The sequence below is a fragment of the Deltaproteobacteria bacterium genome, from assembly GCA_003194485.1.
In the GTDB taxonomy this organism is placed as follows: domain Bacteria; phylum Desulfobacterota; class Dissulfuribacteria; order Dissulfuribacterales; family UBA3076; genus UBA3076.
Map to the genome: position 1 here is coordinate 1 of PQXD01000017.1, position 22,602 is coordinate 22,602.

The 22,602-nt window shown below is 49.3% G+C and carries 21 protein-coding genes and 1 tRNA gene; 13 read left to right on the forward strand and 9 right to left on the reverse strand.

All coding sequences use genetic code 11. The annotated features are described in order from the left end of the window. Both C4B57_09255 and C4B57_09260 read right to left on the reverse strand, forming a co-directional pair. Positions 1-1,656, reverse strand: a 1,656-nt coding sequence (locus C4B57_09255; GenBank protein ID PXF53463.1) for a hypothetical protein, incomplete at its 3' end; no start/stop codon positions are given. Between the two features lie 96 nt (positions 1,657-1,752). Next, positions 1,753-2,136 (reverse strand): GxxExxY protein, encoded by a 384-nt coding sequence (locus C4B57_09260; GenBank protein ID PXF53510.1) that lies wholly within the window; start codon positions 2,134-2,136, stop codon positions 1,753-1,755. A gap of 398 nt (positions 2,137-2,534) precedes the next feature. Between C4B57_09260 and C4B57_09265 the strand changes: the two genes are divergently transcribed. Then, positions 2,535-3,194: a hypothetical protein gene (locus C4B57_09265; GenBank protein ID PXF53464.1), complete on the forward strand. Its 660-nt coding sequence runs from the start codon at positions 2,535-2,537 to the stop codon at positions 3,192-3,194. 88 nt (positions 3,195-3,282) lie between these two features. Here the strand turns inward: C4B57_09265 and C4B57_09270 are convergent, their stop codons facing one another. Then, positions 3,283-4,281, reverse strand: coding sequence for a beta-N-acetylhexosaminidase (locus C4B57_09270; GenBank protein PXF53465.1), 999 nt, complete (start codon positions 4,279-4,281; stop codon positions 3,283-3,285). 188 nt (positions 4,282-4,469) lie between these two features. Here C4B57_09270 and uppP point away from each other — a divergent pair, with 188 nt between their 5' ends. From uppP to C4B57_09290, 4 genes are all read left to right on the forward strand, one after another. Continuing rightward, the gene (gene uppP / locus C4B57_09275) at positions 4,470-5,273 is read left to right on the forward strand and encodes an undecaprenyl-diphosphatase UppP (GenBank protein PXF53466.1); all 804 of its coding nucleotides are present in this window, start codon (positions 4,470-4,472) and stop codon (positions 5,271-5,273) included. 4 nt (positions 5,274-5,277) lie between these two features. After that, positions 5,278-6,351, forward strand: a complete 1,074-nt coding sequence (locus C4B57_09280; protein ID PXF53467.1) for a peptidase S1 — start codon at positions 5,278-5,280, stop codon at positions 6,349-6,351. Positions 6,352-6,513: 162 nt separating this feature from the next. Beyond that, complete coding sequence (locus C4B57_09285) at positions 6,514-6,768, forward strand: AbrB family transcriptional regulator (protein PXF53468.1); 255 nt, start codon at positions 6,514-6,516, stop codon at positions 6,766-6,768. Continuing rightward, positions 6,765-7,181 (forward strand): hypothetical protein, encoded by a 417-nt coding sequence (locus tag C4B57_09290; protein PXF53469.1) that lies wholly within the window; start codon positions 6,765-6,767, stop codon positions 7,179-7,181. Before C4B57_09285 ends, C4B57_09290 begins: the two co-directional genes overlap by 4 nt. A 488-nt stretch (positions 7,182-7,669) precedes the next feature. Here the strand turns inward: C4B57_09290 and priA are convergent, their stop codons facing one another. The 6 genes from priA to C4B57_09320 form a co-directional block, all read right to left on the reverse strand. After that, the gene (priA, locus tag C4B57_09295) at positions 7,670-9,826 is read right to left on the reverse strand and encodes a primosomal protein N' (protein ID PXF53470.1); all 2,157 of its coding nucleotides are present in this window, start codon (positions 9,824-9,826) and stop codon (positions 7,670-7,672) included. Beyond that, entirely contained in the window at positions 9,819-10,694 is an 876-nt protein-coding gene (gene galU / locus C4B57_09300) for a UTP--glucose-1-phosphate uridylyltransferase (protein ID PXF53471.1), read from the reverse strand. Before galU ends, priA begins: the two co-directional genes overlap by 8 nt. A 53-nt stretch (positions 10,695-10,747) precedes the next feature. Next, positions 10,748-11,554, reverse strand: coding sequence for a hypothetical protein (locus C4B57_09305; GenBank protein PXF53472.1), 807 nt, complete (start codon positions 11,552-11,554; stop codon positions 10,748-10,750). A 150-nt stretch (positions 11,555-11,704) separates the two neighbouring features. Further along, positions 11,705-12,340 (reverse strand): hypothetical protein, encoded by a 636-nt coding sequence (locus tag C4B57_09310; GenBank protein ID PXF53473.1) that lies wholly within the window; start codon positions 12,338-12,340, stop codon positions 11,705-11,707. A 17-nt stretch (positions 12,341-12,357) separates the two neighbouring features. Beyond that, positions 12,358-13,527, reverse strand: coding sequence for a twitching motility protein (locus C4B57_09315; protein PXF53474.1), 1,170 nt, complete (start codon positions 13,525-13,527; stop codon positions 12,358-12,360). Between the two features lies 1 nt (position 13,528). After that, the gene (locus tag C4B57_09320; GenBank protein ID PXF53475.1) at positions 13,529-14,614 is read right to left on the reverse strand and encodes a type IV pili twitching motility protein PilT; all 1,086 of its coding nucleotides are present in this window, start codon (positions 14,612-14,614) and stop codon (positions 13,529-13,531) included. Between the two features lie 216 nt (positions 14,615-14,830). Here C4B57_09320 and ade point away from each other — a divergent pair, with 216 nt between their 5' ends. The 8 genes from ade to C4B57_09360 all read left to right on the forward strand — a co-directional run bounded on the left by ade (position 14,831) and on the right by C4B57_09360 (position 22,197). Continuing rightward, a complete protein-coding gene (gene ade / locus C4B57_09325) occupies positions 14,831-16,546 on the forward strand; it encodes an adenine deaminase (protein PXF53511.1) in 1,716 nt (571 codons plus the stop codon). Positions 16,547-16,641: 95 nt separating this feature from the next. Next, positions 16,642-17,196: a hypothetical protein gene (locus tag C4B57_09330; protein PXF53476.1), complete on the forward strand. Its 555-nt coding sequence runs from the start codon at positions 16,642-16,644 to the stop codon at positions 17,194-17,196. 105 nt (positions 17,197-17,301) lie between these two features. Beyond that, entirely contained in the window at positions 17,302-17,598 is a 297-nt protein-coding gene (locus C4B57_09335; protein PXF53477.1) for an FmdB family transcriptional regulator, read from the forward strand. 160 nt (positions 17,599-17,758) lie between these two features. Next, positions 17,759-17,834: transfer RNA gene (locus tag C4B57_09340), tRNA-Cys, on the forward strand. A 208-nt stretch (positions 17,835-18,042) separates the two neighbouring features. Then, entirely contained in the window at positions 18,043-19,389 is a 1,347-nt protein-coding gene (locus C4B57_09345; protein ID PXF53478.1) for a Trk system potassium transporter TrkA, read from the forward strand. Continuing rightward, the gene (locus C4B57_09350) at positions 19,386-20,864 is read left to right on the forward strand and encodes a potassium transporter (protein PXF53479.1); all 1,479 of its coding nucleotides are present in this window, start codon (positions 19,386-19,388) and stop codon (positions 20,862-20,864) included. The genes C4B57_09345 and C4B57_09350 overlap by 4 nt, the downstream gene beginning before the upstream one ends. A 17-nt stretch (positions 20,865-20,881) precedes the next feature. Continuing rightward, a complete protein-coding gene (locus tag C4B57_09355) occupies positions 20,882-21,178 on the forward strand; it encodes a hypothetical protein (GenBank protein PXF53480.1) in 297 nt (98 codons plus the stop codon). Positions 21,179-21,312: 134 nt separating this feature from the next. Beyond that, positions 21,313-22,197, forward strand: coding sequence for a (4Fe-4S)-binding protein (locus C4B57_09360; GenBank protein PXF53481.1), 885 nt, complete (start codon positions 21,313-21,315; stop codon positions 22,195-22,197). Positions 22,198-22,602 lie beyond the last annotated feature (405 nt).

The window sequence follows — 22,602 nt, forward strand, 5'->3', positions numbered from 1 at the left end:
ATCTCTTGATGCGGCATATGCCAGAAGGTGCTCCCGATAGGCCCCGAAACGGGGGGTGAATCCGATAGATTCCAAGTAATTAAGACTCTTTTCATACAGGGCCGACACCTCCCCGGGACCAAGACCTTTTGAGACCTGATAATCAAAGATCCTGTTATAGACTCTTGATTCCGCTGCCTCCCGGATTTCGGTAATTGCAAACTTTTCAGGTTTTTTCTGGATAAGAGAACCTTCTGCCAGGACGAATTTTCCCTTGGACAGGGCATTTATGTAATCCTGATTCTTCCTCAGAAAATTCAAGGTCTCATTAAATTCTGCCTCTGTCTCAGTAGGAAAACCAAACATTATGAATATCAGGTTCATCAGACCTGCATGCCTGGCATCCTGAAGGACCTTTTCCACCTCTTTGATCCTTGTTCCCTTTCTCATGAGGTTAAGGACCCGCTGGCTGGCCGACTCCACTCCCCACATGATTACACGCCCTCCGGACCGGTGAATCAGCTTAAACAGATCAGTATCGAACTCCCTTGTGGGTTTGGCGTATGCTGCGTAGGAGATCTCTATTCCTTTATTAATTATGGCCTGTGCCAGGTCTCTGAAACGGTCCGGAGGGATCATCTCGTCATAAAAATTAAGAAATGGCGTCCCATAATGTTCTTTCAGGTATCTTATCTGCTTCAGACACTCCTCAATTTCAAGCTCCCGATAGAGCAGGTAAGAATGATGGTGTGTGCAGAATGTGCATCTTCCCCAGGGACATCCCCTTGAACTCAAAAAAGGCAGGACCACCGCAGGGCCTATATACCTGTCCAGACGAAAGTCGCTAAAATCCGGCCCGGGTATCTGGTCGAGGTCGTGAATGACATGGGGCGGATTTTTTCTGACCTCCTGATCTTTCACATAGACAAGATTGGGTACCTCGGCCAGATCCTTCTCATTTTGAGCCATGCAAAGATTGAGCAAGGCCTTCTCCCCTTCCCCTGGAATAAGGAAATCAACATATTGTCCAAATTCCAACTGCCTTGTCCTGTCTTTGGTACTGAAGACCCAGGGTTCCTTGAAAAGCCTCTTCGGATAACGCATGACCCCAAGTCTGGCCCCGCCTAAAACAACCTTTATATCCTTTTTTTCTTTAATCAAAGCGGCCATAAGCAGAGCAAAAACCGTCTGGCTATTAAAAAGGACCGAAAGGCCTACCATATCCGGATCATAATCCAGGACCGGATCGACGAGATCCTCGAAGAATATCTTCACCCTGTCAGGTACGGAGAGTCCTATCAAATGCCTTTTTGCCATTTCGGACATGAATGCGTTAAAGATGTTCTCAAAGCTCAAAAATATCGTGACAAAATGATGATATAGCTTCAGGTCGAATTTTTCCCGTGTGCCGTGCTTAAGGAAATCTACCGCCTGGCCGACTCTTTGAGCTGTGGTCTCTTCATTCCAATCATAGAGGCGGATTTTAAAATTCCCCTTTTTCAGATCATCCAGGACTCTATCGTAGTAAAGCAGATTCAGGTCATAGGCCCTCACCTTTATATCCGGCGAATTTTTCTTCAGATATGACGACAGAACGGCAGGCCCAAGAGGAGGGCTTGCGGGCCTCATACAGGGTGGGGAGACAATAGCCAGTTTCAGTTTGGCACTTTTTGACATAAAATATTATGGAATGATTCCGCTGAAAAAACCTCTCAAAATTAATCACGAAAACACGAAGGTACGAAAACACGAAAACACTAATGATACCTCAAATCAGTTGACAACCCGCCTTATCTCCAGAGTGGGTTTGGCAAAATTCAGCAATAAGCCCACCCTTAGACCCGCTGCTTTGAGATATGACCTGAGTTGGGCAAAATGGATATCTGTTAGCTCTTTCACGGCCTTCAATTCTACAATAATTTTCTTTTCAACAAGTAAGTCAAGCCGATGCACGCCAATTTCTACACCAAGATATTCTATCTTTATCTCTTTTTGAGAATCATAGTGCATGCTCTGTTCAGACAATTCAATCTTCAGTGCTTCCTCATAGATGCCTTCCAAAAATCCTGGACCAAGTTCCCTGTGAACCTCGATCGCAGCTCCTATTATCCTGCTGCTTAACTCTTCAAACTGATGCGTTTCTTTTCCCCTCGCCAAGGTTTCAATGCCTATTTCATTGAAATTCAACTCATCCAATATGTCCTATTCCTTTCGTGTTTTCGTACCTTCGTGCTTTCGTGATAATTCTTTTCTTTTTCGTGTGTTGCACAATCTGACGTGTAGCAGCAAAGGTCGCAGAGAAAATCTTTTGTGGTAATTTTTGACTTTTTACAACGGAAACATATACTAATCAATGAAGTCTTTAAACACTTAACTTTATACTGACTACAGACCTCGTTAAATAGTTGAGTGGTCGAGTAGTCGAGTTGGAAAAAATTATAAATAATTCAGCATATTAGGATTCGAACCAGCATCGACTGTCCAATTTTCGAACCAAAGCTATTTGCTGGTATAATAACAACCACTTAACCACTTGACTACTTGACCACTTGACGATGTCTGGACTAACTTTAACTATGAGCTCACTCAGACAATCTTACTACAATCTGTTTTCAAAGGTCTACGACCGTATTATTGAACTCCACTCCCGCGACGTCCAGGGCCGTCTTCGTCGTGCCCTGGCCGACAGAACAGGACTCAAGACAGGGGACGTTGCCCTGGATCTCTGTACAGGGACAGGATCTGTTCCACCTTTCCTGGCTGAGAAGGTGGGCAGCAGTGGCCTGGTGGTTGGGCTCGACTTCTCAAGCGGAATGCTCCAGAAGGCTGCTGCGAAAATACGCAAGAGAGGCATAAAAAACATAGTCCTGATACAGGCCGAGGTCCAGCATCTCCCTTTCAAGGATAAGACTGTTTCGGCTGTAACCTGCTCCCATGCATTTTATGAACTAAAGGGGGAGGTAAGAGAGAAGACCGTTATGGAGATCAAAAGGGTCTGCCGGACCGGGGGCAGGTTCTGCATGATGGAGCACGAGGTCCCCAAAAAAAAGTTTATTAAGGTCCTTTTTTATATCAGAATGTTGGTAGCAGGGAATTTGGGATCTAAGGCCCTTCTCAGACAGGAGGAAAGCTTCTTTAGGGGCCATTTCTCTGAAGTGAAAAAAGAGATTTTACCAGGGGGGAACACAAAGGTCATCTCCGGAGTGATCAGGTGAGCGGTTCCATCTATTGTTGGAGAATTTTAAATGTTGAATGTTGAATGCTGAATTAATGAATAAAAATAGTATTCTTGCAATTTAAAATTCAACATTCAAAACTCAACATTTTCCGCGTAAGGCTCAGGTCCAGTTTTCCGGTATCAAGTACGCCCTGGGACCAGGCTTTTTCTAATGAGTCTAATGCCTCTCTTATCCTTTGGAACCTGTGACAAATCAGCAGGAGATCATGCCCCGCCAGAATCGCCCTTACCGCTGCCTCGCCCAAGGAGCCGTGACCGGTAATTCCCCCCATCTCAAGATCGTCGGTCAGCAATAGACCCTGAAAACCCAACTCACGGCGGAGGAGTTCATTTACTATGATCTTTGAAAAGGTGGCGGGCTCATCCGGGTCCAGTGCGGTAAACACCACGTGAGAGGTCATTACGGCCTTGACGCCTGCCTCTACACTCGCGCGAAATGGGGACATCTCATGCATCAATGTCTTCCTCGGGGCAGTGACCACGGGTCGCTGAAAATGGGGATCTTTTCCAGCACGACCTATGCCCGGGAAGTGTTTGGCAGTGGCTCCTACTCCGTTGGCCTGCAGTGTCCGGATATACTTTTCTCCAAGGATTGATACTTCTTGGGGATCAGGCCCATAGGAACGGCCTTTCAGGATACCTTCGGTCCCGGCTGGAGCCAGATCCAGTACAGGCGCCATATTGAGCCTTATTCCCAGAGAATCAAGGATCTTTGCAGCGGTCTCTGCCTGGATATTGACCTGGGTCTCCGGATTTTTGGATAGAGCCACTTCCTGGTTGGAAAGAATTCCCGGCCAAAAAGGGGGAGCAAGTCTCTGGACAGGTCCTCCTTCCTGATCAACAGCTATCAGGGGTGGAGGAAGTCCGGCATCGGCGCAGGCCTCATTAAGGTCATCGCAGAGTTCCTTTGTCTGGTCAGGACCTCCCCTTACGTTTCTTGTAAAGAGGATGAAGTTTCCTACTCCATGCTCTCTTATAAGTAAAAGGCTTTCCGGATCCAGATCCGTGCCTGGTATGCCTATCATCAGCAACTGGCCCAAAGGGGCCTTTTTATTCGTCATCATTCATTTATCAGTTTGCACTTTTTTCGAAAAAGCGTGTATTATCAAATTGAATGCCGATGTCGAAACTGGAAATTCGAAATTAGGTAACGCATCTGCATCTTTGTGTTTTTCCCAATTTCAAATCATGAAGGATGTTAATATTTGAAGATTTCTTTTTATCCAATATTTCATAATTGCACAATACGGACATGATCACTACAGAGGCCTTATTTCTTGGGATCCTTCAGGGCGTTACCGAGTTTTTGCCAGTGTCCAGCTCCGGCCATCTCGTTCTGGCCGAGTATTTTCTGGGTCTCAAGGATACCTCCATTGCTTTTGATGTCACCCTGCATCTGGGCACCTTGATCTCGGTCCTTTTATATTTTTGGCAGGACTGGTCAGGCATGGCAAAATCTCTGGTCCCTGGAAAAACGTCAAAAAAGGGAGACAGACGGCTTCTTTTCCTCGTCCTGATAGGCACTGTACCGGGAGCCCTTCTGGGTTACTTCCTGGAAGGGGCTGCTTCCACTGCATTCCGTTCCCCGTGGATAGTGGTGGCAACCCTTTCCGGATTTGCCCTGTTCCTGTGGTTGGCAGAACGCCTGGCATCCCATAAGCGCAGTTTTAAAAAATTCGGCTGGAAAGATGCCATTAGCGTTGGAACAGCGCAGGCCCTTGCCATCGTGCCCGGTGTCTCAAGGAGCGGGATAACCATGACAATAGCACTATTTTTGGGGTTTGAAAGGAGGGCCGCGGCCCGCTTCTCGTTTCTGCTCTCCGCCCCCATAATTGCAGGAGCAGGTTTATATGAAGGACTTAAGCTTTGGCAGGATGGTTTTGGGACTCTGGGCATGGACTTTCTCTGGGGCTTTATTGCTGCAGGCCTTTCCGGATACTTAGTCATAGCCTTTTTGATGCGCCACCTTGCCAGGCACACATTTTATCCCTTTGTATATTACCGTTTGATACTGGCTCTGATAGTGGCTGCGGCCATTAAAATGGGAGGACTATAGACCCGTGGTCGGATTCATTTCAAAATGTATCCTATTCTATGCTTTCGCTGCTGTCTTTCTGAGTCCTTTGTCCTGCATGGGACTCACGAAAGACGAACGGCATACTGTCAATCTCTGCAGGAAACTCTCAAAAGGGGTCGTAAACGTAACCAGCACAGCGATTGCGCCCGACTTTTACCTGGATCCGGTACCTCACAAAGGTTCAGGCTCCGGGTTTATCCTGGATTATCACGGACACGTCTTAACAAATTATCACGTTGTCAGTGACGTGCACTCCATTGAAGTTGTCTTGTCTAACGGCTGCAAGTGGCCTGCCAGGCTAGTAGGAACCGATAGTGAAACCGATCTTGCAATGCTCGAGTTGCGGGCGCCTCAAAGGGAACTTGAATCCCTGGACCCGATGCAACTTGCAGCTACAAAGCCCGGCATAGGCCAGAAGGTCTTTGCGCTGGGGAATCCTTTCGGAACAGGATACACAGTGTCACAGGGCGTGATCAGTTCCATCGGACGCAGTATTTCCAGACCTGACGGACGTGTAGTCCACGACGTAATCCAGACTGATATATCCATAAATCCAGGCACTTCCGGTGGACCGCTCATTGATTCATCCGGCAGGGTAATCGGGATAAATACTTTGATATTCAGTCCCTCAAGACATATCCTTGGAATGGGATTTGCTATTTCCTCTGAGACCATTGAATGGGTGGCCTCACAGCTTATTTCCAAAGGCTACGTGGCGCGTGCCTGGCTGGGGGCGAACCTGCAGAATGTCACCCCGGCCCTGGCCAGGCTTCTTGATTTGCCGGTTGAAAAAGGGGCTATTGTGATGAATGTGGTACCCGGAGGTCCTGCTGCCAGGGGAGGTATAAAAGGGAGTGAGAAGGAGCTCCGCCTCGGGAATCGTCTCTACCCTGCAGGAGGAGACATTATTGTTGCCATTGACGGCGAAGAAGTAACATCATATGCTACGGCAATCCGGATACTACTGACCAAAGAGCCTGAAGAAGAAGTTCTGGTCTCGATTTACCGTGGAGAGCGTTTAAGACGCCTCAAGATCCGTTTGGGGAAGAAGCCGTGAGACCGCAACAAATGGCGCAGCGGCGTCTCGATCACATCTTACCCTTCCCATCTCCGTCCTGCAACAAATCAGTTCCCGTAATCTGACAGGCTTGACATTTGTCCGTATATGTCCTACTTGTTAATACTAAGTAAAGAAAAAAATGAATAGTAAGGAAAAATTATGTTGGCAGGTACAGTATCATCAAAGGGTCAGGTGACCATTCCGAAAGAAATCCGTAAAATTCTCAAGGTAGGACCGTCTGACAAGGTCGTTTTTACACCGCTTGGCGAAGGAAAGGCCTTGATTACGAGCGCCAACAGGCCGGCTTCAGACATTTTTGGCATACTCAAGCACCGGAAACTCGAAGGGCCTGTTTCAATTGACGAGATGGAACTTGCTATCAAGAATCGACAGATCGGGAGAGGCAAGGCGTGATCGCGCTCGACACGAACGCCCTGGTTAGGCTCTTAATCGAGGATAATCCAGACCAGGCGAGAGCTGTCCAGGCGGCCGTAAGTCATGCAGAGGCCGGCTCCCAGCAGGTCTTGATCCTGAGCGAGGTCCTAATTGAGACAGTCTGGGTTCTTGAGTCAGTTTACGGTTGTCCGCGGAATGAAATCGCTGGTTTTCTGGATACATTGATGTCTGCGCCGACATATGCAGTGCCGGATAAACTTGTCGTCCAGAAAGCCGCAGTTCGATACAGAGAGGGGGGAGATTTCGCGGATATAATCATCGTTGAACAGGCAAAGAAACATCAAGCACAAAAACTTTTGAGTTTCGACAAGAAATTGCAAAAGATATTTCCGGATTTCGTTGCCGCTGACGTCAGCATATGCTCCACTTAAGAGAATTTTCCCTATTCTTTCTCTGTGTTCTTTGTAGTGAAACACAAAAGTGGGGGTAAATCTGCAATGAGTGAGCTTTGAACCCGAATTATGCAGCAGCCAAGTTTGCCAAAGATGCGAGGCGGAAGGCACGCAGACGTACTTTTGTACTTCAAGTGCCTGACAACAAAGCAGATTTAGTAAAATTGGCTGCCCCTTGTGGCTTCAAATACCGAACAATTTTTAACTCCGGTGGAATGCACCTTTTGGGTGAACATTCCAAACTGGACAATACACCATAATTTACTGATTTTTCTATTTGTTCCTTATTGTTCGGTGTTTGAAGTGCATAATTTGGGTTGAAACCCGGAAAAAGGTAACCGCTCCAAGGCAGGATATAACGGGTTCACCGAATATTTACAAGTGGGGGCGTGACCACCATCTCCAATTTGGTCTTAAGCAAGGCCAAGCATGATGCCTGTATTCGACTGGTTCGATTTCCCCTGGAATCAAAGCAGGCCGTACGGATCCACATCCACTTCCATTCTCACGCCGGAAGGGATAATGTCCGCTTTCCTTGACAGAAGACCGGAGTACAGCGCCCTTAAATCCGAAAGCGATGCGGATTTAAGGAGTACCTGCCACCGGTAACGGTCTTTGATTTTCGCTCTGGGTGCCGGAGCGGGCCCCAGGACCTCGACCTGAGACCTTCCCCTGATACCTATTGCCAGTTTCCTTGCCAATCTTGCCGCATTATCTGCTGTATTGCAGACCCGGGCCTTTTTCCGGCCTGAGAATCGGAGATTAATCAGCCGCGCAAAAGGCGGATACCCCAGGGCCTTTCTAAACCCGGATTCCTTTTCAAAAAAGGCTTTGAAGTCATGGGTAACCGCACATTTCAGAACATAATGATCGGGCAGCCACGTCTGAATCAATACCCTGCCCGGCCGTTTCCCCCGGCCAGCCCTGCCTGCCACCTGGGCAAGGAGCTGGAAAGTCCTCTCGGCCGCGTGATATTCGGGGAAATTCAGGGATAAATCCGCCCATAATATACCTACAAGGGTAAGGCCGGGGAAGTCATGACCCTTGGTGATCATCTGCGTACCCACAAGTACATCAAGACGCCCTTTCCGGAAATCAAGGATGACCTCCTCCATATGCCTTCGGGTTCGTACGGTATCCCTGTCAAGTCTTGCGATCCTGGCACCGGGGAAAAGCCCTTTGAGATCGGCTGCGATCCTTTCGGTGCCATAACCGAAGGCCTTGACCGCCTGCCCCGCGCATTGCGGGCATACCGGCAGGGCAGCCGACTCCATCCCGCAGTAGTGACAGCGGAGCACCCCGTCTTTCCCGCCCTTTAGTCTTCTATCTCCGCGGTGCCACGTGAGCGTGACCTCACAGTGCGGACACCTGAACACGTATCCGCAATCAGGACAGAAAACATAGGTTGCAAAACCCCGCCTGTTGAGAAACAGAAGGACCTGCTCGCCTCTTTCCAAGGTATCCCTTGCAGCCTCTATAAGTTCTTTGGAGAGCCATTCAGGTCTTGCTGATTCCGACTTTTGATATCGGTCCCCTTTCTCTTTTTCCCTGCGGTCCACTATCACTACCTCGGGAAGAGGCCGCCCGGCCACTCGTTTTTTCATGGTAATCAGCTGGTACTTGCCGGTAAGGGTGTTCATAAAACTGGATACAGATGGAGTGGCAGACCCCAGTATCACCGTTGCATCTGACATCCGGCCGCGCAGCAGGGCCAGGTCCCTTGCCTGGTATCGGAGTTTTTCTGACTGCTTGTACGAGGGATCGTGCTCCTCGTCCACTACAATGAGACCTATATCGGATAAGGGGGCAAAAATGGCGGATCGTGTACCGACAACTATTCTGCTCTTTCCCTCTCTTATCCTGAACCACTGATCCCTTCTCTGGGCCTCTGTCAGACCGCTGTGAAGCACTGTTACCTCATCACCAAACCTGGAGACAAACCAGCCCACTGCCTGCGTGGTCATGGCTATCTCAGGCACCAGCACCAATACGCTTCGGTTTTGCCTGACGCACGCCTCGGCGGCCCGAATATAGACCTCTGTCTTCCCGCTTCCAGTCACTCCGTGCACAAGTATGGGGTGATAGGTCCTGGTGGAAATGGCATCACAAACGGCATTGACCGATTCTTCCTGTTCCCAGGTGAGTTGCAAGGGAATCTCAGATGTCCAGGGCAGAAACTCCGGCCGGCAGTCCCCCTTTCTCGGCAGACCGTTACTGATTTGGGATATGCGTCGATTCCGGGCAGACAAGAGACCCGGAGGCAAAGACTCTGCTATGACCTGTCCTATGGGATGAAAATAGTATGAGGAGGTCCACTCGAGAAAACCGATAAGTGATTCAGGCAAGAGAGGACTCTGGTCAAGTATCCTTATAACCTTTTTAAAATCCACGGGAGGCGGCTTCTTTACAGGGGCTCCCCATGCCATTCCCACCATGTTTCTGCCACTTACGGGAACCAGGACCCGGCCGCTTTTAGGGGGGAAAAGGGTATCTCCCGGCAAGATATATGTAAGCGCCCTGTATATGGGCAGTGGCACTATAACATCTATAAGCTGATTGCTGCCTGGAGAATCGAGCTCAGCAGGTGTCTTGCACACGGCCAGGGGAAAATCTTCATCACTCATCCAGATCAGCGACCAGCTTCTTCAGGTATTTTTTAAATCGTCCGCCCAGATCCGAATGTTCAAGTGCAAAGCTCACAGTAGCCTGGAGGTATCCCATCTTGTCTCCCGCGTCATATCTCTTGCCCTTAAACTCATAAGCATATAGTCCCTGTTCTTTTCGGAGACAGTCAAGGGCATCTGTCAGCTGTATTTCACCGCCCACCCCGGGAAGGGTCCTGTTCAGGCAACCATATACCTCGGGCCTTAATACATACCGGCCGATTATGGCAAGGTCGGACCTGGAGGTACCGGGCGCAGGCTTTTCAATGAGCCTCTGTACTTTGTAGATCCCTTCCGCCACTTTTTCACCCTCTATTATCCCGTATCTGTGAGTTTCATCAAAGGGGACCTTTTGCACGGCGACAATGGATTGCTGGAATTCTTCGAAGACCTTTAGCATTTGAAAGACGCACGGGACCGTTGCATCCACCAGGTCATCGCCGAGTACGACTACGAATGGTTCACCGCGGACTACCGGCTCCGTGACCTTTACAGCATGTCCGAGGCCCAGAGGTTCTTTCTGGCGGACCGAGACAACCTCGATGAGACCGGATATATAGCGAACCTCCCTGAGAAGATCCATTTTACCCTTCTGGGCCAAAAAAGTCTCAAGCTCAAAGGAGTAATCAAAATGGTCTTCAATGGCTGATTTTCCGGAGGCAGTTACCAGAACCACCTCTTTTATGCCGGATGCAACTATCTCTTCCACAATGTACTGAATGGTTGGCCGGTCCACTACGGTCAGCATCTCCTTTGGAATTGCCTTTGTGGCAGGCAGAAATCTTGTTCCAAGGCCTGCCACCGGGACCACTGCCTTTCTGACCTTCATCATCATCCTTCCTTATCAACTCCGAGGCACTTAAACCTGACGGATTGCTGTTATTATTCAGAGACCCTGGCCAGCCTGGAATCCACAACCACCCAGTTGACTCTTGCCAGCCAGGCATCCAGATAGGCCAGAGGTTGTCCTATAAAATCCAGTACATACGCATGCTCAGCCATATCCACAACCAGTAAGGGTTCAACCCCCAAGGGCCATTCGGAGTCATTATCCAGACCGGAAATCACCGGTCGTCTTGATTGATTATCCCACCCAAGCACACCCCAAGCGCGTACTGCCATGGCAGTGGCCCTGAATTTTACCCACCACTGATCAAAAGAACCGTATGATTCCTCCAGGATCTTGCCGATCTTTTGGCCGGGCTTAAGGCTCTTGGGTGTCAATGTATCAAAATACAATTCATGGAGCCTGACCGCGTTGTGCAGCTCGATCCAGGTCAGGGTGTGGTTGCGCCATTTGCTGGCAAGCGGATCGGCCAAAGCAAGATCAATTGTCCGGTCCTGTGATTCCACTTCGGACAATTCATGGCGATATCTTTCAAGAAGGGCCAGATGTTCCCGGATAATAGTTGCCGAGAATCCCTTTAATGCCCCGATTAAGCCCCTGTATTTTCGGATATCAGGAATAGCTGTCTTTTTTTGCCCGGCCCTTGCTGCCCCAGCCGGCGGATGCTCTGCTGATGCATCTGAAAGACCGGTCAGCATGACAGCGGCACCGGCTAATCCCTGTAAAAAGCCACGACGGTCAAGGTTATATTTGTCCATTATACACCTTTCTGCAGGCTTTAAGCCCAGTCTCAATTCAACACTGATCCCGTTGAAAATACCCCATCTGCCGCGTTGCTTCAATAAATTCAAGGGCAAGTATTAAAAACAAAAATACACTGATTGATGAAGAATTGGAATGAGGTGTGAAAGACTGTTATAGAACCCCGGAAATGGTAAAAGACACAAGTTTCGAATAACTTCTTGGAACTGACTGGATATTAATCAGTTTTTCTAGAATATCTCCATTTCCACCTTGGCCTTGCATTCAAAAAAGACCTTGTAGGCCATTTCCTTGGCCTTGAGAGCCGGAGAGAGAATTTCGGAAAGATGTCCTAATCCGGAAGGACTTATTGTTAAATCTACCCCTATTGAAAAGGCCTGCATGGAGTCAAAGCGATCTCCTCCCGGATGAATATAAACCACGAAGATCTTTCTGCGCATGTCCATCATCAGAGGCCTTAAATATTTCATGATATCGACAAGATCGTCCTCCGGCTCAGGTCCATCTTGATACAAAAGAACCAGGTCGTATATATGATATCTAAATCTGAACTTGATATCATCCTGTTGATTGACAAACCTCGACTTATACCCCAGGCATGTCAGCTCTTTCTGCAGCAGTTTCCTTGTCTGGGGCCCGGGACAATAGACGAGTGCCGTCTTGCTGCCCGGCTCAAAATATTCAAAGCCTCGTGACTCATCTGTAGCCTTCTTTTCGTCTGTTGGCAGCGGTTTTGTCTTGGAGGCGGGCTTGATCTCTATCCGCTCTCTACAATTGGGACACGTAAAATACACTGTCCCGCCTGACAGCAGTTTTTCGTCAGCTACTTTGAAATGCCTGTTACAGCCTGTACAAATTATATCCACCTTACAATCTCCGATGCTTATATGGATTTTCCCCAGTCCATATCTATGCTCAATTCATCAATATCGGATGTCTTCTCACCTCTCCTGGCCTTGACCTGATCAATTCCCTGGCGCACGCTTGCCCGGCTGCTGGCATAAGCCATAGATGTCTCTTCGTCAATAACACCTTGTTCGAAAAGCCGGACAATATTCTGGTCAAAGGTCTGCATATTATATGACTGACCATTTTTTATGATCTCGTAGAATGTCTTTCCTTCGCTTTCTCCGTTTATGATGGAATCCTTGACACGGATGTTATTCCGCATGATTTCAAAGATGGCCGCCCTTCCCCCCTTTATTTTGGGCAGCAGTCTCTGTCCCACCACCCAGCGCAGCGAATCCGCCAGGCGGAACCTGACCTGATGCTCTTCTTCTGATGTGTACATACCTAAAATACGATTGATTGTGTTGCTGGCGCTTATCGTATGAAGGGTGCTGAATACGAGATGACCTGTCTCTGCAGCGTTAAGGGCCACATCCACTGTCTCTCTGTCACGAATTTCTCCAACCAGTATCACATGAGGTGCCTGGCGCAGGGCCGCTCTCAATCCGCTCGCAAAGGCATCGAAGTCCTTGCCGAGTTCCCTCTGGTTAAAAGTCGCCTTTTTATGATGATGCACGAATTCAATTGGATCCTCCAGGGTGATCACATGGAGATGCTCACTCCTGTTGATCTCGTCCAAAATGGTGGCAAGAGACGTGGTCTTGCCGGTTCCGGTGGCACCTGTAAACAGTATTATCCCATTTTTTTCCCTGGCCATTGCCCTGAAGCAATCCGGCAATCCTAGACTCTCAATAGTAGGGACCTCGCTTTCCAGTTTGCGCATTGCAATGCTGTATACCCCTCTTTGGGAAAACACATTTACGCGAAATCTGGGGCCGTCAGGCAAATAGTAGGACAGGTCACACGAGCCGTGGCGAAACAGGTCCACCAAGAGGCGCCGGTCATCGTTCATTAAGGCCAGAGCCATTTGCTCTGTCTGGAAAGGGACCAGCTGACCTGTGACTATATTATCCATGACAACAGGATGAAGCCTGCCATCCGCTACTATCTGACATGGCCGGCCTACTGTAAAGTTCAGATCAGATATCCTTGGGTGGACACTGATCATCCTGGTTAAAATTGAATCCAGGTCTGCCTGTTTCATATCAACCAACCTCTGTGAAGTCGGCAGGCGCACTTCTGGCGAATGGCCTAAACTTCTCCTTATCAACACACTTGTTATAGGCCTCGTCCGGGTCTATCCAATTATTTTGCATCAGTCCCATTATGGCATCGTCCAGGGTGCTCATGCCGAATTTCTTGCCTGTCTGCATAGCTGACTGGAGCTGGTAGGTCTTTCTCTCACGTATAAGATTTCTGACAGCCGGAGTGGCAATCAAGATCTCAAAGGCAACACATCTCCCTTTTATATCAATCCTCTTGAATATTGTTTGCGATATTACGGCCCTCAGGGCATCAGAAAGGGTCGAACGGATCTGGGCCTGCTGGTGAGCTGGAAAAATCTCGATAACCCTGTCAACCGTCATTGCTGCACTGATAGTATGCAGGGTAGCCATAACCAGGTGACCTGTCATCGCCGCCTCGATAGCCAGAGAAATCGTTTCCAGATCTCTCATTTCACCTACCATAATTATGTCCGGGTCCTCACGGAGGGCCCCTCTCAGAGCCGCACTGAAGGATTTGGTATGGGAGCCCACTTCCCTGTGATTGACAAGACACCTTTTGCTTTCATGCACAAACTCTATAGGGTCCTCTATGGTGATGATGTGATCATTACGATTGCGGTTTGCATGATCTATAATCGCAGCCAGGGTGGTGGATTTCCCGCTTCCGGTCGGCCCTGTAACCAGAATAAGACCCCTGGGCAGCATGGCCAGCTTGGTCATGACATCAGGGAGTCCCAGTTGTTCCGAAGTCATAATTTTACTGGGAATCTCCCTGAATACGGCACCGATGCCATTTTTCTGCATGAAAAAGTTGGCCCTGTATCTGGCAAGACCCGGGATTTCATATCCAAAGTCCACATCCCCGGTTTCTTCAAAGACCTTGATTTTATACTCAGGGGCGATTTCATAGAGCATCGCCTTTAATTCATCATTTTCAAGGACTTTGTATTTTATGCGTTTCAGGCTGCCCCTGACTCGAAATACCGGAGGAGAACCCGATACCATATGGAGGTCCGATGCCCTTTGTTCATGCAGCAATTTGAAAAAAGCATCTATCTTGGCCATAGTAAGTGAGTACCTCCCAGTGAAATGCTATTATTATTTTTCATTTACCTGAATTTGTTATCGGCCTGATATGTTGAAAGACTTAAAGTCTTATAATGAATCCCTGCTATGTTCTCCCGGTTAAGGTGTCTTGCAATCGCCCGTGAAGAGGGTTTAATGTAAAAACAGGAAGTGTCCACTTAATCTGATGTAATGTACTATGGTTCAGCAATGAATATGAATCCGAGTTTAGGCGAGATCATCCGTTTTGGACGGGGCGAGGAAGCAGCGGAACTGTTGCTCAAAAACGGCAAGGTGGTCAATGTCTTCACAGGCGAGATACTCCGGGCCGACGTGGCCGTGGCCAAAGGAATCATCACAGGTGTTGGCGAAGGATACGAAGCAATTAATGTCCTGGATCTTTCAGGCAAGTATGTCTGCCCAGGCTTTATTGACGGCCACCTTCACATCGAGAGCACGATGCTCTCACCTTATCAGTTCGCCCGAGCCGTGGTTCCAAGAGGCACGACTGCCGTTGTCTGCGATCCCCACGAGATCGCAAACGTCCTGGGGCTCGAAGGTATCCGCTATATGCTGGAGGCCAGCGAAGGCCTGCCTCTCACAGTCTTTGTTATGGCATCTTCCTGTGTTCCCGCCACCCATCTGGAAACAGCAGGAGCAGCGCTGTCTGCACAGGATCTGGCCCCCCTTTTTGACCAGCCGCGGGTAATAGGCCTGGCAGAGATGATGAACTTTCCGGGCGTGCTTCATCGCCTTCCGGATGTTTTGGCCAAGCTGGAAATTACCACCCAGCGGGGCCTGCCCATTGATGGACACTGTCCAGGGCTCACCGGCCGTGATCTGCAGGCGTATGTAGCTTCAGGCATAAGCTCAGACCACGAATGTACCGGGCCTGAAGAGGCACGGGAGAAGCTTCGTGCAGGGATGTACCTCTTTATCCGCGAGGGAACCACTGTACGCAACCTGACCGAACTGTTGCCGGTGGTTACGGCTCATAACGCCCGCCGATGCCTCTTTGTGACAGACGACAGACATCCAAAGGATTTAATGGATCTCGGCCACATGGACTATTCTGTCCGCCTGGCAGTGCAGGAAGGGTTGGATCCTGTTACTGCCATTCAGATGGTAACCCTGAACCCTGCGGAACGCTTTCGCCTTTATGACAGGGGTGCAGTGGCCCCCGGATACCGCGCCGATCTGGTAATACTGGATGATTTGAAGGATTTCTCTGTGGAAAAGGTCTTCAGCAAAGGTCGCCTGGTGGCTGAAAATAACAGCCCGTTATTTGGTGCCCCGCAAAAGTCATGCGTTGTCTCCTCTTCTATAAATGTTGTTTCAGAGGGCCTGAGCCTTGAGATCCCGGTTCAGGGAGAGCGGATCCGCGTTATCGGAGTGGTTGAAGGGCAGATCGTAACCGAGGCATTAGAACTGCCTGCAAGACATAGAAACGGTCTTGCCGTGGCCGACGTAGACCAGGATATCCTCAAACTCGCAGTTATCGAAAGACATCGTGCCACAGGCAACATAGGTCTGGGTTTTGTCAAGGGTATAGGCCTGAAAAAAGGCGCCTTGGCCGGCACAGTGGCCCACGACTCTCACAACCTCATAGTAGTAGGCACTAACGATGCTGACATGACCGCTGCTGCCCATGCGGTAATCGAGGTGGGAGGCGGCCTTGCGGCAGTTGCCGGCAAAGAGTTGCTGACAAGAATGTCCTTGCCGATTGCCGGCCTCATGTCAGAGGCCCCTTTTGAGATTGTACGCAAAGAGATGGATGATCTTCTGTCAGCGGCCTCTGCCCTGGGAAGTCACCTGGAGAATCCCTTCATGACATTGAGTTTTCTGGCTTTGCCGGTTATCCCTGCGCTGAAGCTGACCGACCTCGGCCTGGTGGATGTGAATAAGTTCGCATTTGTGTCTCTTTTCGTATAGATCTATAAGTATAGCTGTGAAGCGGGGTCCTTGACATGCTATGGCCGCGGCACTAATTTTAATGATGATTAATTATACTGCAAAAACCATGAAACATGATTCTGCTCAAAAAGCCCGGGATGCAAGGTATTATGCAGCTGAGGTACTTCGAACCTGATCATGTCAAGGTCCTGGACGAAGCGATATCTGTCTCGGAAGACGTAATAAGCGATTACTTTTCCATTTCCAGCAACTACTGGGTAAGGAATCCCTATGAGGTCAAGACACTCAGGGAAATCAGTTCATGGGAATACCCCGGCGAGGCCTTTGCACATCTTGTTCGTTACGGAAAGGACATAACGCAGAAACAGAGTGGCCGGGACAGCCGCAAGTTTTACAGAATTTGCCTCCATGATCACAATATCCTGGACCAGACATCCGGAGGAAAGAGAGAGAGATTGCTTCCTTTTTTAATATATGTAATTACCCATGAATTTGTTCACATAATGAGGTTCAGTCGTTATTTTTGTCACCCTGAATTTAATGACCGCAATGTGGAGGAGCAGAAGGTACATCTGGTAACCCAGGACATATTGACACCTGTAAAAGTCAGAGGTCTGGATACGGTCCTTGATCGATTTCTTCCACATTCACAGTTGAATAAAAATTGAGTATCGATTATATACCTGATCTGATCCGTTGGTCTGTGCCTGTAAGGAAATAACGTCGAACGGATCCGGGGAATCCAAGTAAAATTATTGGATGGAGGTTAGCTTATGCCTATCTATGAGTATGAGTGTGAATCCTGTGGAGAAGTTATAGAAAACTGGCAGAAGTTTTCTGACGCGCCGCTTACTACGTGTAAATCCTGTGGCGGCAAACTGCACAAACTGATTTCCCATTCATCCTTTCATTTGAAAGGTAGCGGCTGGTATGTAACCGATTATGGAGGAAAAAAGAGCGGAATTACTGATTCAAAAAAGTCTGAGTCAGACTCTGATAAAAAAAGCAAAAAGGACGGCAATTCCTCTTCCGGCTCATCACCCAGCAGTTCCTCCGGTACCAGTCCCTGATCAATTTCTATATTGATATATTGATGATTCGGTGGCAGCCTTCAGCGCTGCCACCTTTTTTTGATCCGCACAAGATTTTCCCAGACCTTATTTCCAGATACGGAATAATCACGGGCTTGTCAAAGTATATGCCTTATGTTAAGCATCACCTGCATTTTGAGGCGGCGTAGCCAAGTGGCCAAGGCGACGGTCTGCAAAACCGTTATTCCCCGGTTCAAGTCCGGGCGCCGCCTCCAATATCAGGCGGATTATAAGCAACCGGATCGCAATCCTTTTTTATTTTCACTCCCATGCCATGTTACACGCAACCAGGTGCAATCTGTGCTTTGCTGAGAACCGGGCCGGCCTGAAACCCGGGAGAAGGCTATCCACTTCGAGGCAGGCGTCGTATAATAGTAGATACTCTATCCATTGGAAAATTACTAAAGAGCCTGATGTTATAACATGCGTATAGTCATTATTGGATCCGGTGAGGTAGGTCGTCATATCTGTCAGCAGCTCTCAGGGGAAGACCATGAAGTCGTTCTTATAGACAGAAATGCAGACCGCCTCAAGAGCCTGGAGCAAAATCTCAATATACTTACCATTGAGGGAAACGGGGCCTCTGCAGGGATCCTTGAACAAGCCGGTATTGCAAAGGCCGATCTTTTTATTGCTGTCACCGACATAGACGAGGTCAATCTGATCGCCTGCATCATGGCAAAGGAGTATGGCGTATTACGCAGCGTGGCCAGGGTCAGGAACGAGGAATATTTTTCCGGCGCTTCTCCACTGAATGAGCATCGCCTGGGCATAGATCTCCTGATTAACCCGGATCAGGTCGTGGCACATGAGATAATCAGGATCAGTGAGGTATCGGAGGCCTTTGAGGTAGTTGATTTTGCCAGCGGAGAGGTCGTACTGGTCGGGTACCAGATAAAGAAAGACAATCCTATCTGTGGTATAACCCTGGCTGATCTGAAGGATTTAAGAGGACTCTATGATTTTGTAATAGTAGCCATAGTCAGGGACGGCGAGACTATCGTTCCCAGGGGTGCCGATCTCATCCAGGCTGAGGACCGGATTTACGTAGTTGTAAGGCGCAGGGACATGGCAGCAGTGGAAGATTTGTTCAACCTGTGGAGCACGGCCCCTAAAAAGGTCTTTGTCATCGGTGGGGGCCGTGTCGGCTTTCGCGTAGCCAAGGCCATGGAACAACAGAAGGTGGACGTGGTCCTTGTAGAGGCCGATCCGATAAAATGCGAGCATCTTGCCGAGCATTTAAGCAATGCCGTAGTACTTAACTTTGACGGTCTGGACGCCCATGATTTGCTGTCAGAGGGAATAGACACGGCAGATCTCGTGGTGACTGTCACGGATGGAGATACCACAAATATCCTTTCAAGCCTCCTCGCGAAGTATCACGGCGCAAAGAAGTGCATAACCCGCATAAGCCGTCCGGATTTTATCCCGCTCCTCGGGAAGCTGGGCATAGACGTTGCCCTCAGCCCAAGGCTTGTGGCAGCCAATATGATTCTGCGTTTTGTGAGGCGGGGCGCTGTACTTTCCGTTGCCACATTACTTGGGAGCGAGGCAGAGGTGGTGGAGCTCGTGGTCTCCGAGCGTTGGGCGCACGTAAATAAGCCTTTAAAGTCTGTAGACTTTCCTCCGGGCACCAATCTTGGGGCAGTGGTCAGGCAAGGAAAGGTAATCATTCCCTCGGGAGATACGGTGCTGAAGGCCGGAGATCGGCTGATAATCTTCAGCATGAAAAAGGCGGTTCCCATGACAGAACAGTTTCTTGCCTCATGAGACTGGGTACTATCGGGGCCCTGTTGGGCTGGCTCCTTATCTTCCTTTCTGCCGCCCTTCTGATCCCCATCGGATTCAGTATTTATTATGCCGATGGGATCTGGCAGGCTTTTGTCATCTCAAGTGCAATCGGATTTGTGCTTGGAGGCGGACTTGCCTGGTCTTGCGTCTCAGGGCCTGAAATAGGCCACAGAGAGGGATTTGCCATCGTGAGCTTCAGCTGGCTTGCTGCCGCTGCCCTCGGGGCACTGCCATATTATCTCTCCGGGGCCATCCCGGGCTATCTAGATGCCTATTTCGAGTCCATGTCCGGCTTTACCACCACTGGTTCCACTATATTGGAAAGGGTTGAGGCCCTGGGACCCAGTCTGCTCTTCTGGAGGGCCTTTACCCAGTGGCTTGGGGGTATGGGGATTATAGTCCTCTCACTTGCGATTCTGCCCATACTCGGAATCGGGGGCATGCAGCTCTTCCGGGCAGAAATGCCGGGCCCTACAAAAGACCGTCTTGCGCCCAGGATACAAGATACCGCCAGGATCTTATGGAGCGTATATTTTCTCTTTACCGCGCTTGAGACGGTGCTGCTTATGTTGGCCGGCATGAGTTTTTTTGATGCCGTCTGCCATGCCTTTTGCACTCTGGCTACCGGAGGCTTTTCCACCAGGACCGATAGCGTGGCCGCATTTCATAGTCCGTGGATCGACCTTATTATAATCATATTTGTTATGCTTGCCGGAATAAACTTTTCGCTTCATTACCGCCTGCTTTCAGGTGACTGGAAGGCATTCGGCCGGAGCGAGGAGCTCCGCTTTTACCTTGGTATGGGTATTTTTGCTACCATATTGATCATGCTTGTAAACATCGTGTTCGGCACCTATGATTCATGGTTGGATAGCCTGAGATACGGCGCCTTCCAGGCCTGGTCCGTACTTACTACCACCGGTTTTGGCACAGCGGATTTTGATCAGTGGGCGCCTGCGTGCAAATTTACCCTGGTCGCCCTTATGTTCTTGGGGGGAATGGCAGGTTCTACCGGCGGTGGTATCAAACAGGTTCGAATACTTATGTTCTGGAAGTTCACGAGAGTGCAAATAAGAAAGCTGATTCACCCAAAGGCAGTGGGGGCAATCAAACTTGATAATCATAAGGTCCAGGCAGAGGTAATCCAGTCGATACTGGGATATCTCTCTTTGTATGTGGTGGTATTTATCGTTGCGACCCTGATAGTAACCGGCCAGGGAATAGATATAATTACAGGCTCTACGGCGGTAATTGCCACTTTAAATAACATAGGCCCGGGGTTGGGAGGTGTCGGCCCATGCCGGAATTTCGCAGGGCTTCCTGATCTTTCAAAGGCCGTTTTAATTTTATGTATGGTGGCAGGGCGTCTGGAACTCTATACTATAATCATACTCCTTATACCTTCGTATTGGAAGGATGTCCGCCGGCCCAGGTGGCGGTGGAGTAAAACCTGATCAAAGGAGATATCATCATGGCACTGATGGATATAAACGTCTCTCCTCTGGGAACCGGATCCACAAGTGTGGGAGAATTTGTGGTAAACATACAGAGGCTGCTCGCAGAGCACGAGCTTCCATATGAGCTCACGGACATGGGGACAATAATCGAGGGAGATATTGATCAGCTCCTTGCTGCTGCAAAGGCCTTACATGAAAGCACTTTTTCTCACGGGGCGAAACGCGTATACACGGTTATAAAGATAGATGACCGCCGGGACAAAGAGGTCCATCTGGGCCAGAAGACCCGATCGGTCAAAGAAAGGCTTTGATGAAGCGATATCTGCCTCTCTTTACCACAATCGCCTTTATTGCACTCCTGGTACTGGGAATCCGGTCAGGCGAGGTGCCTGTAGTATGGCATAAGGCCATTACTATATGCCTTAGCTGTATCGGAATAGGCTAAATGGAACGTCTGCGCAGAAAAAGTCAGTATATCTTCCTTTTGCTGGCCAACGCTTACTGGCTTTTCCCGTGGAGAAGCCCTATATATCAGGGGCCATTTAAGAAAATCTGTTTTCCTGGGCTGAATTGTTACTCTTGTCCCGCTGCCACCATGTCCTGTCCCCTTGGCGCCTTTCAGAATTTTATGGCAACCCTGCGGCCGGGTGTTCAGACAATGCAGATCCATCCGGGGGCATATGTTTTGGGGAGTCTTGGTCTGATAGGTTCTGTTGCAGGCCGGATGCCCTGTGGCTGGATTTGCCCCTTCGGCCTGTTGCAGAAGTGGCTGTTTGCCCTTCCTGTTCCCAAACTTTCATTCTGGAGGCCACTCAGAAGGGGGCCTTATGTCTTTCTTATAATTTTCGTGGTCTTGCTTCCTTTGCTTGTTGTGGACTCATCAGGTTACGGCTCCGTCTGGTTCTGCAAGTATGTCTGTCCGGCAGGAACGCTTGAGGCCGGTCTCCCTCTGCTCTGTCTGGATCAGGGGCTACGTCGTGCTGCAGGCTGGCTGTTTGCATACAAGTTCATCTTATTGATACTCCTCTTGATCTGGTGTACTTTTACATCCCGTCCCTTCTGCCGGGCAATCTGTCCCATTGGGGCCATCTACGGCCTTTTCAACAAAGTGAGCTGGCTGCAGCTGCACTTTCATCCTGACCGGTGTGTACAGTGCAGGGCATGTCTGAGCATATGTCCTTCCGACATATCTTTTTATAATGGTCTTGATGACATGAATTCGGCTGCCTGCATCAGATGCCTCAGATGCTTTTCCGTCTGTCCATCTAATGCCGTGTCCCTGGAGTTTGGCCCGGTGCGGCAGCATGTCAGTAAAGCTGTCAACACATAACTTCTATAGTAAATATCCGGTGAACCCGTTATATTCTGCCTTGAAGCGGTTACCTTTTTCCGGGTTTCAAAGCTCACTCATTGCGGACCGGAGAGGCAGTGCAATCCGGCCCGCGATCGAAACCCTGCAAAAGGCAAACCGCTCCTGCGGCAGGGCACGGATGGCAACCGTTTACTGGCAGGGGATATTTCTTTGAACAGTTTAACGGAAGCCCCCGTAGTTTTCTCGGCTTTTGCTGTGGGGGAAACTGCATCGCCTTAAGCGCAGCGTAAGGCGAATGCAGAGGGGGCAGGACATCCCCCATGTCAAAGGCCTTAAGAAAACAAGGGGCTGAAGTGTGAAGTGAAAAGAAATATCCCCTTCCAGTGAACGGTTTGCGGAATGGACCACGGGTTCACCGGATAT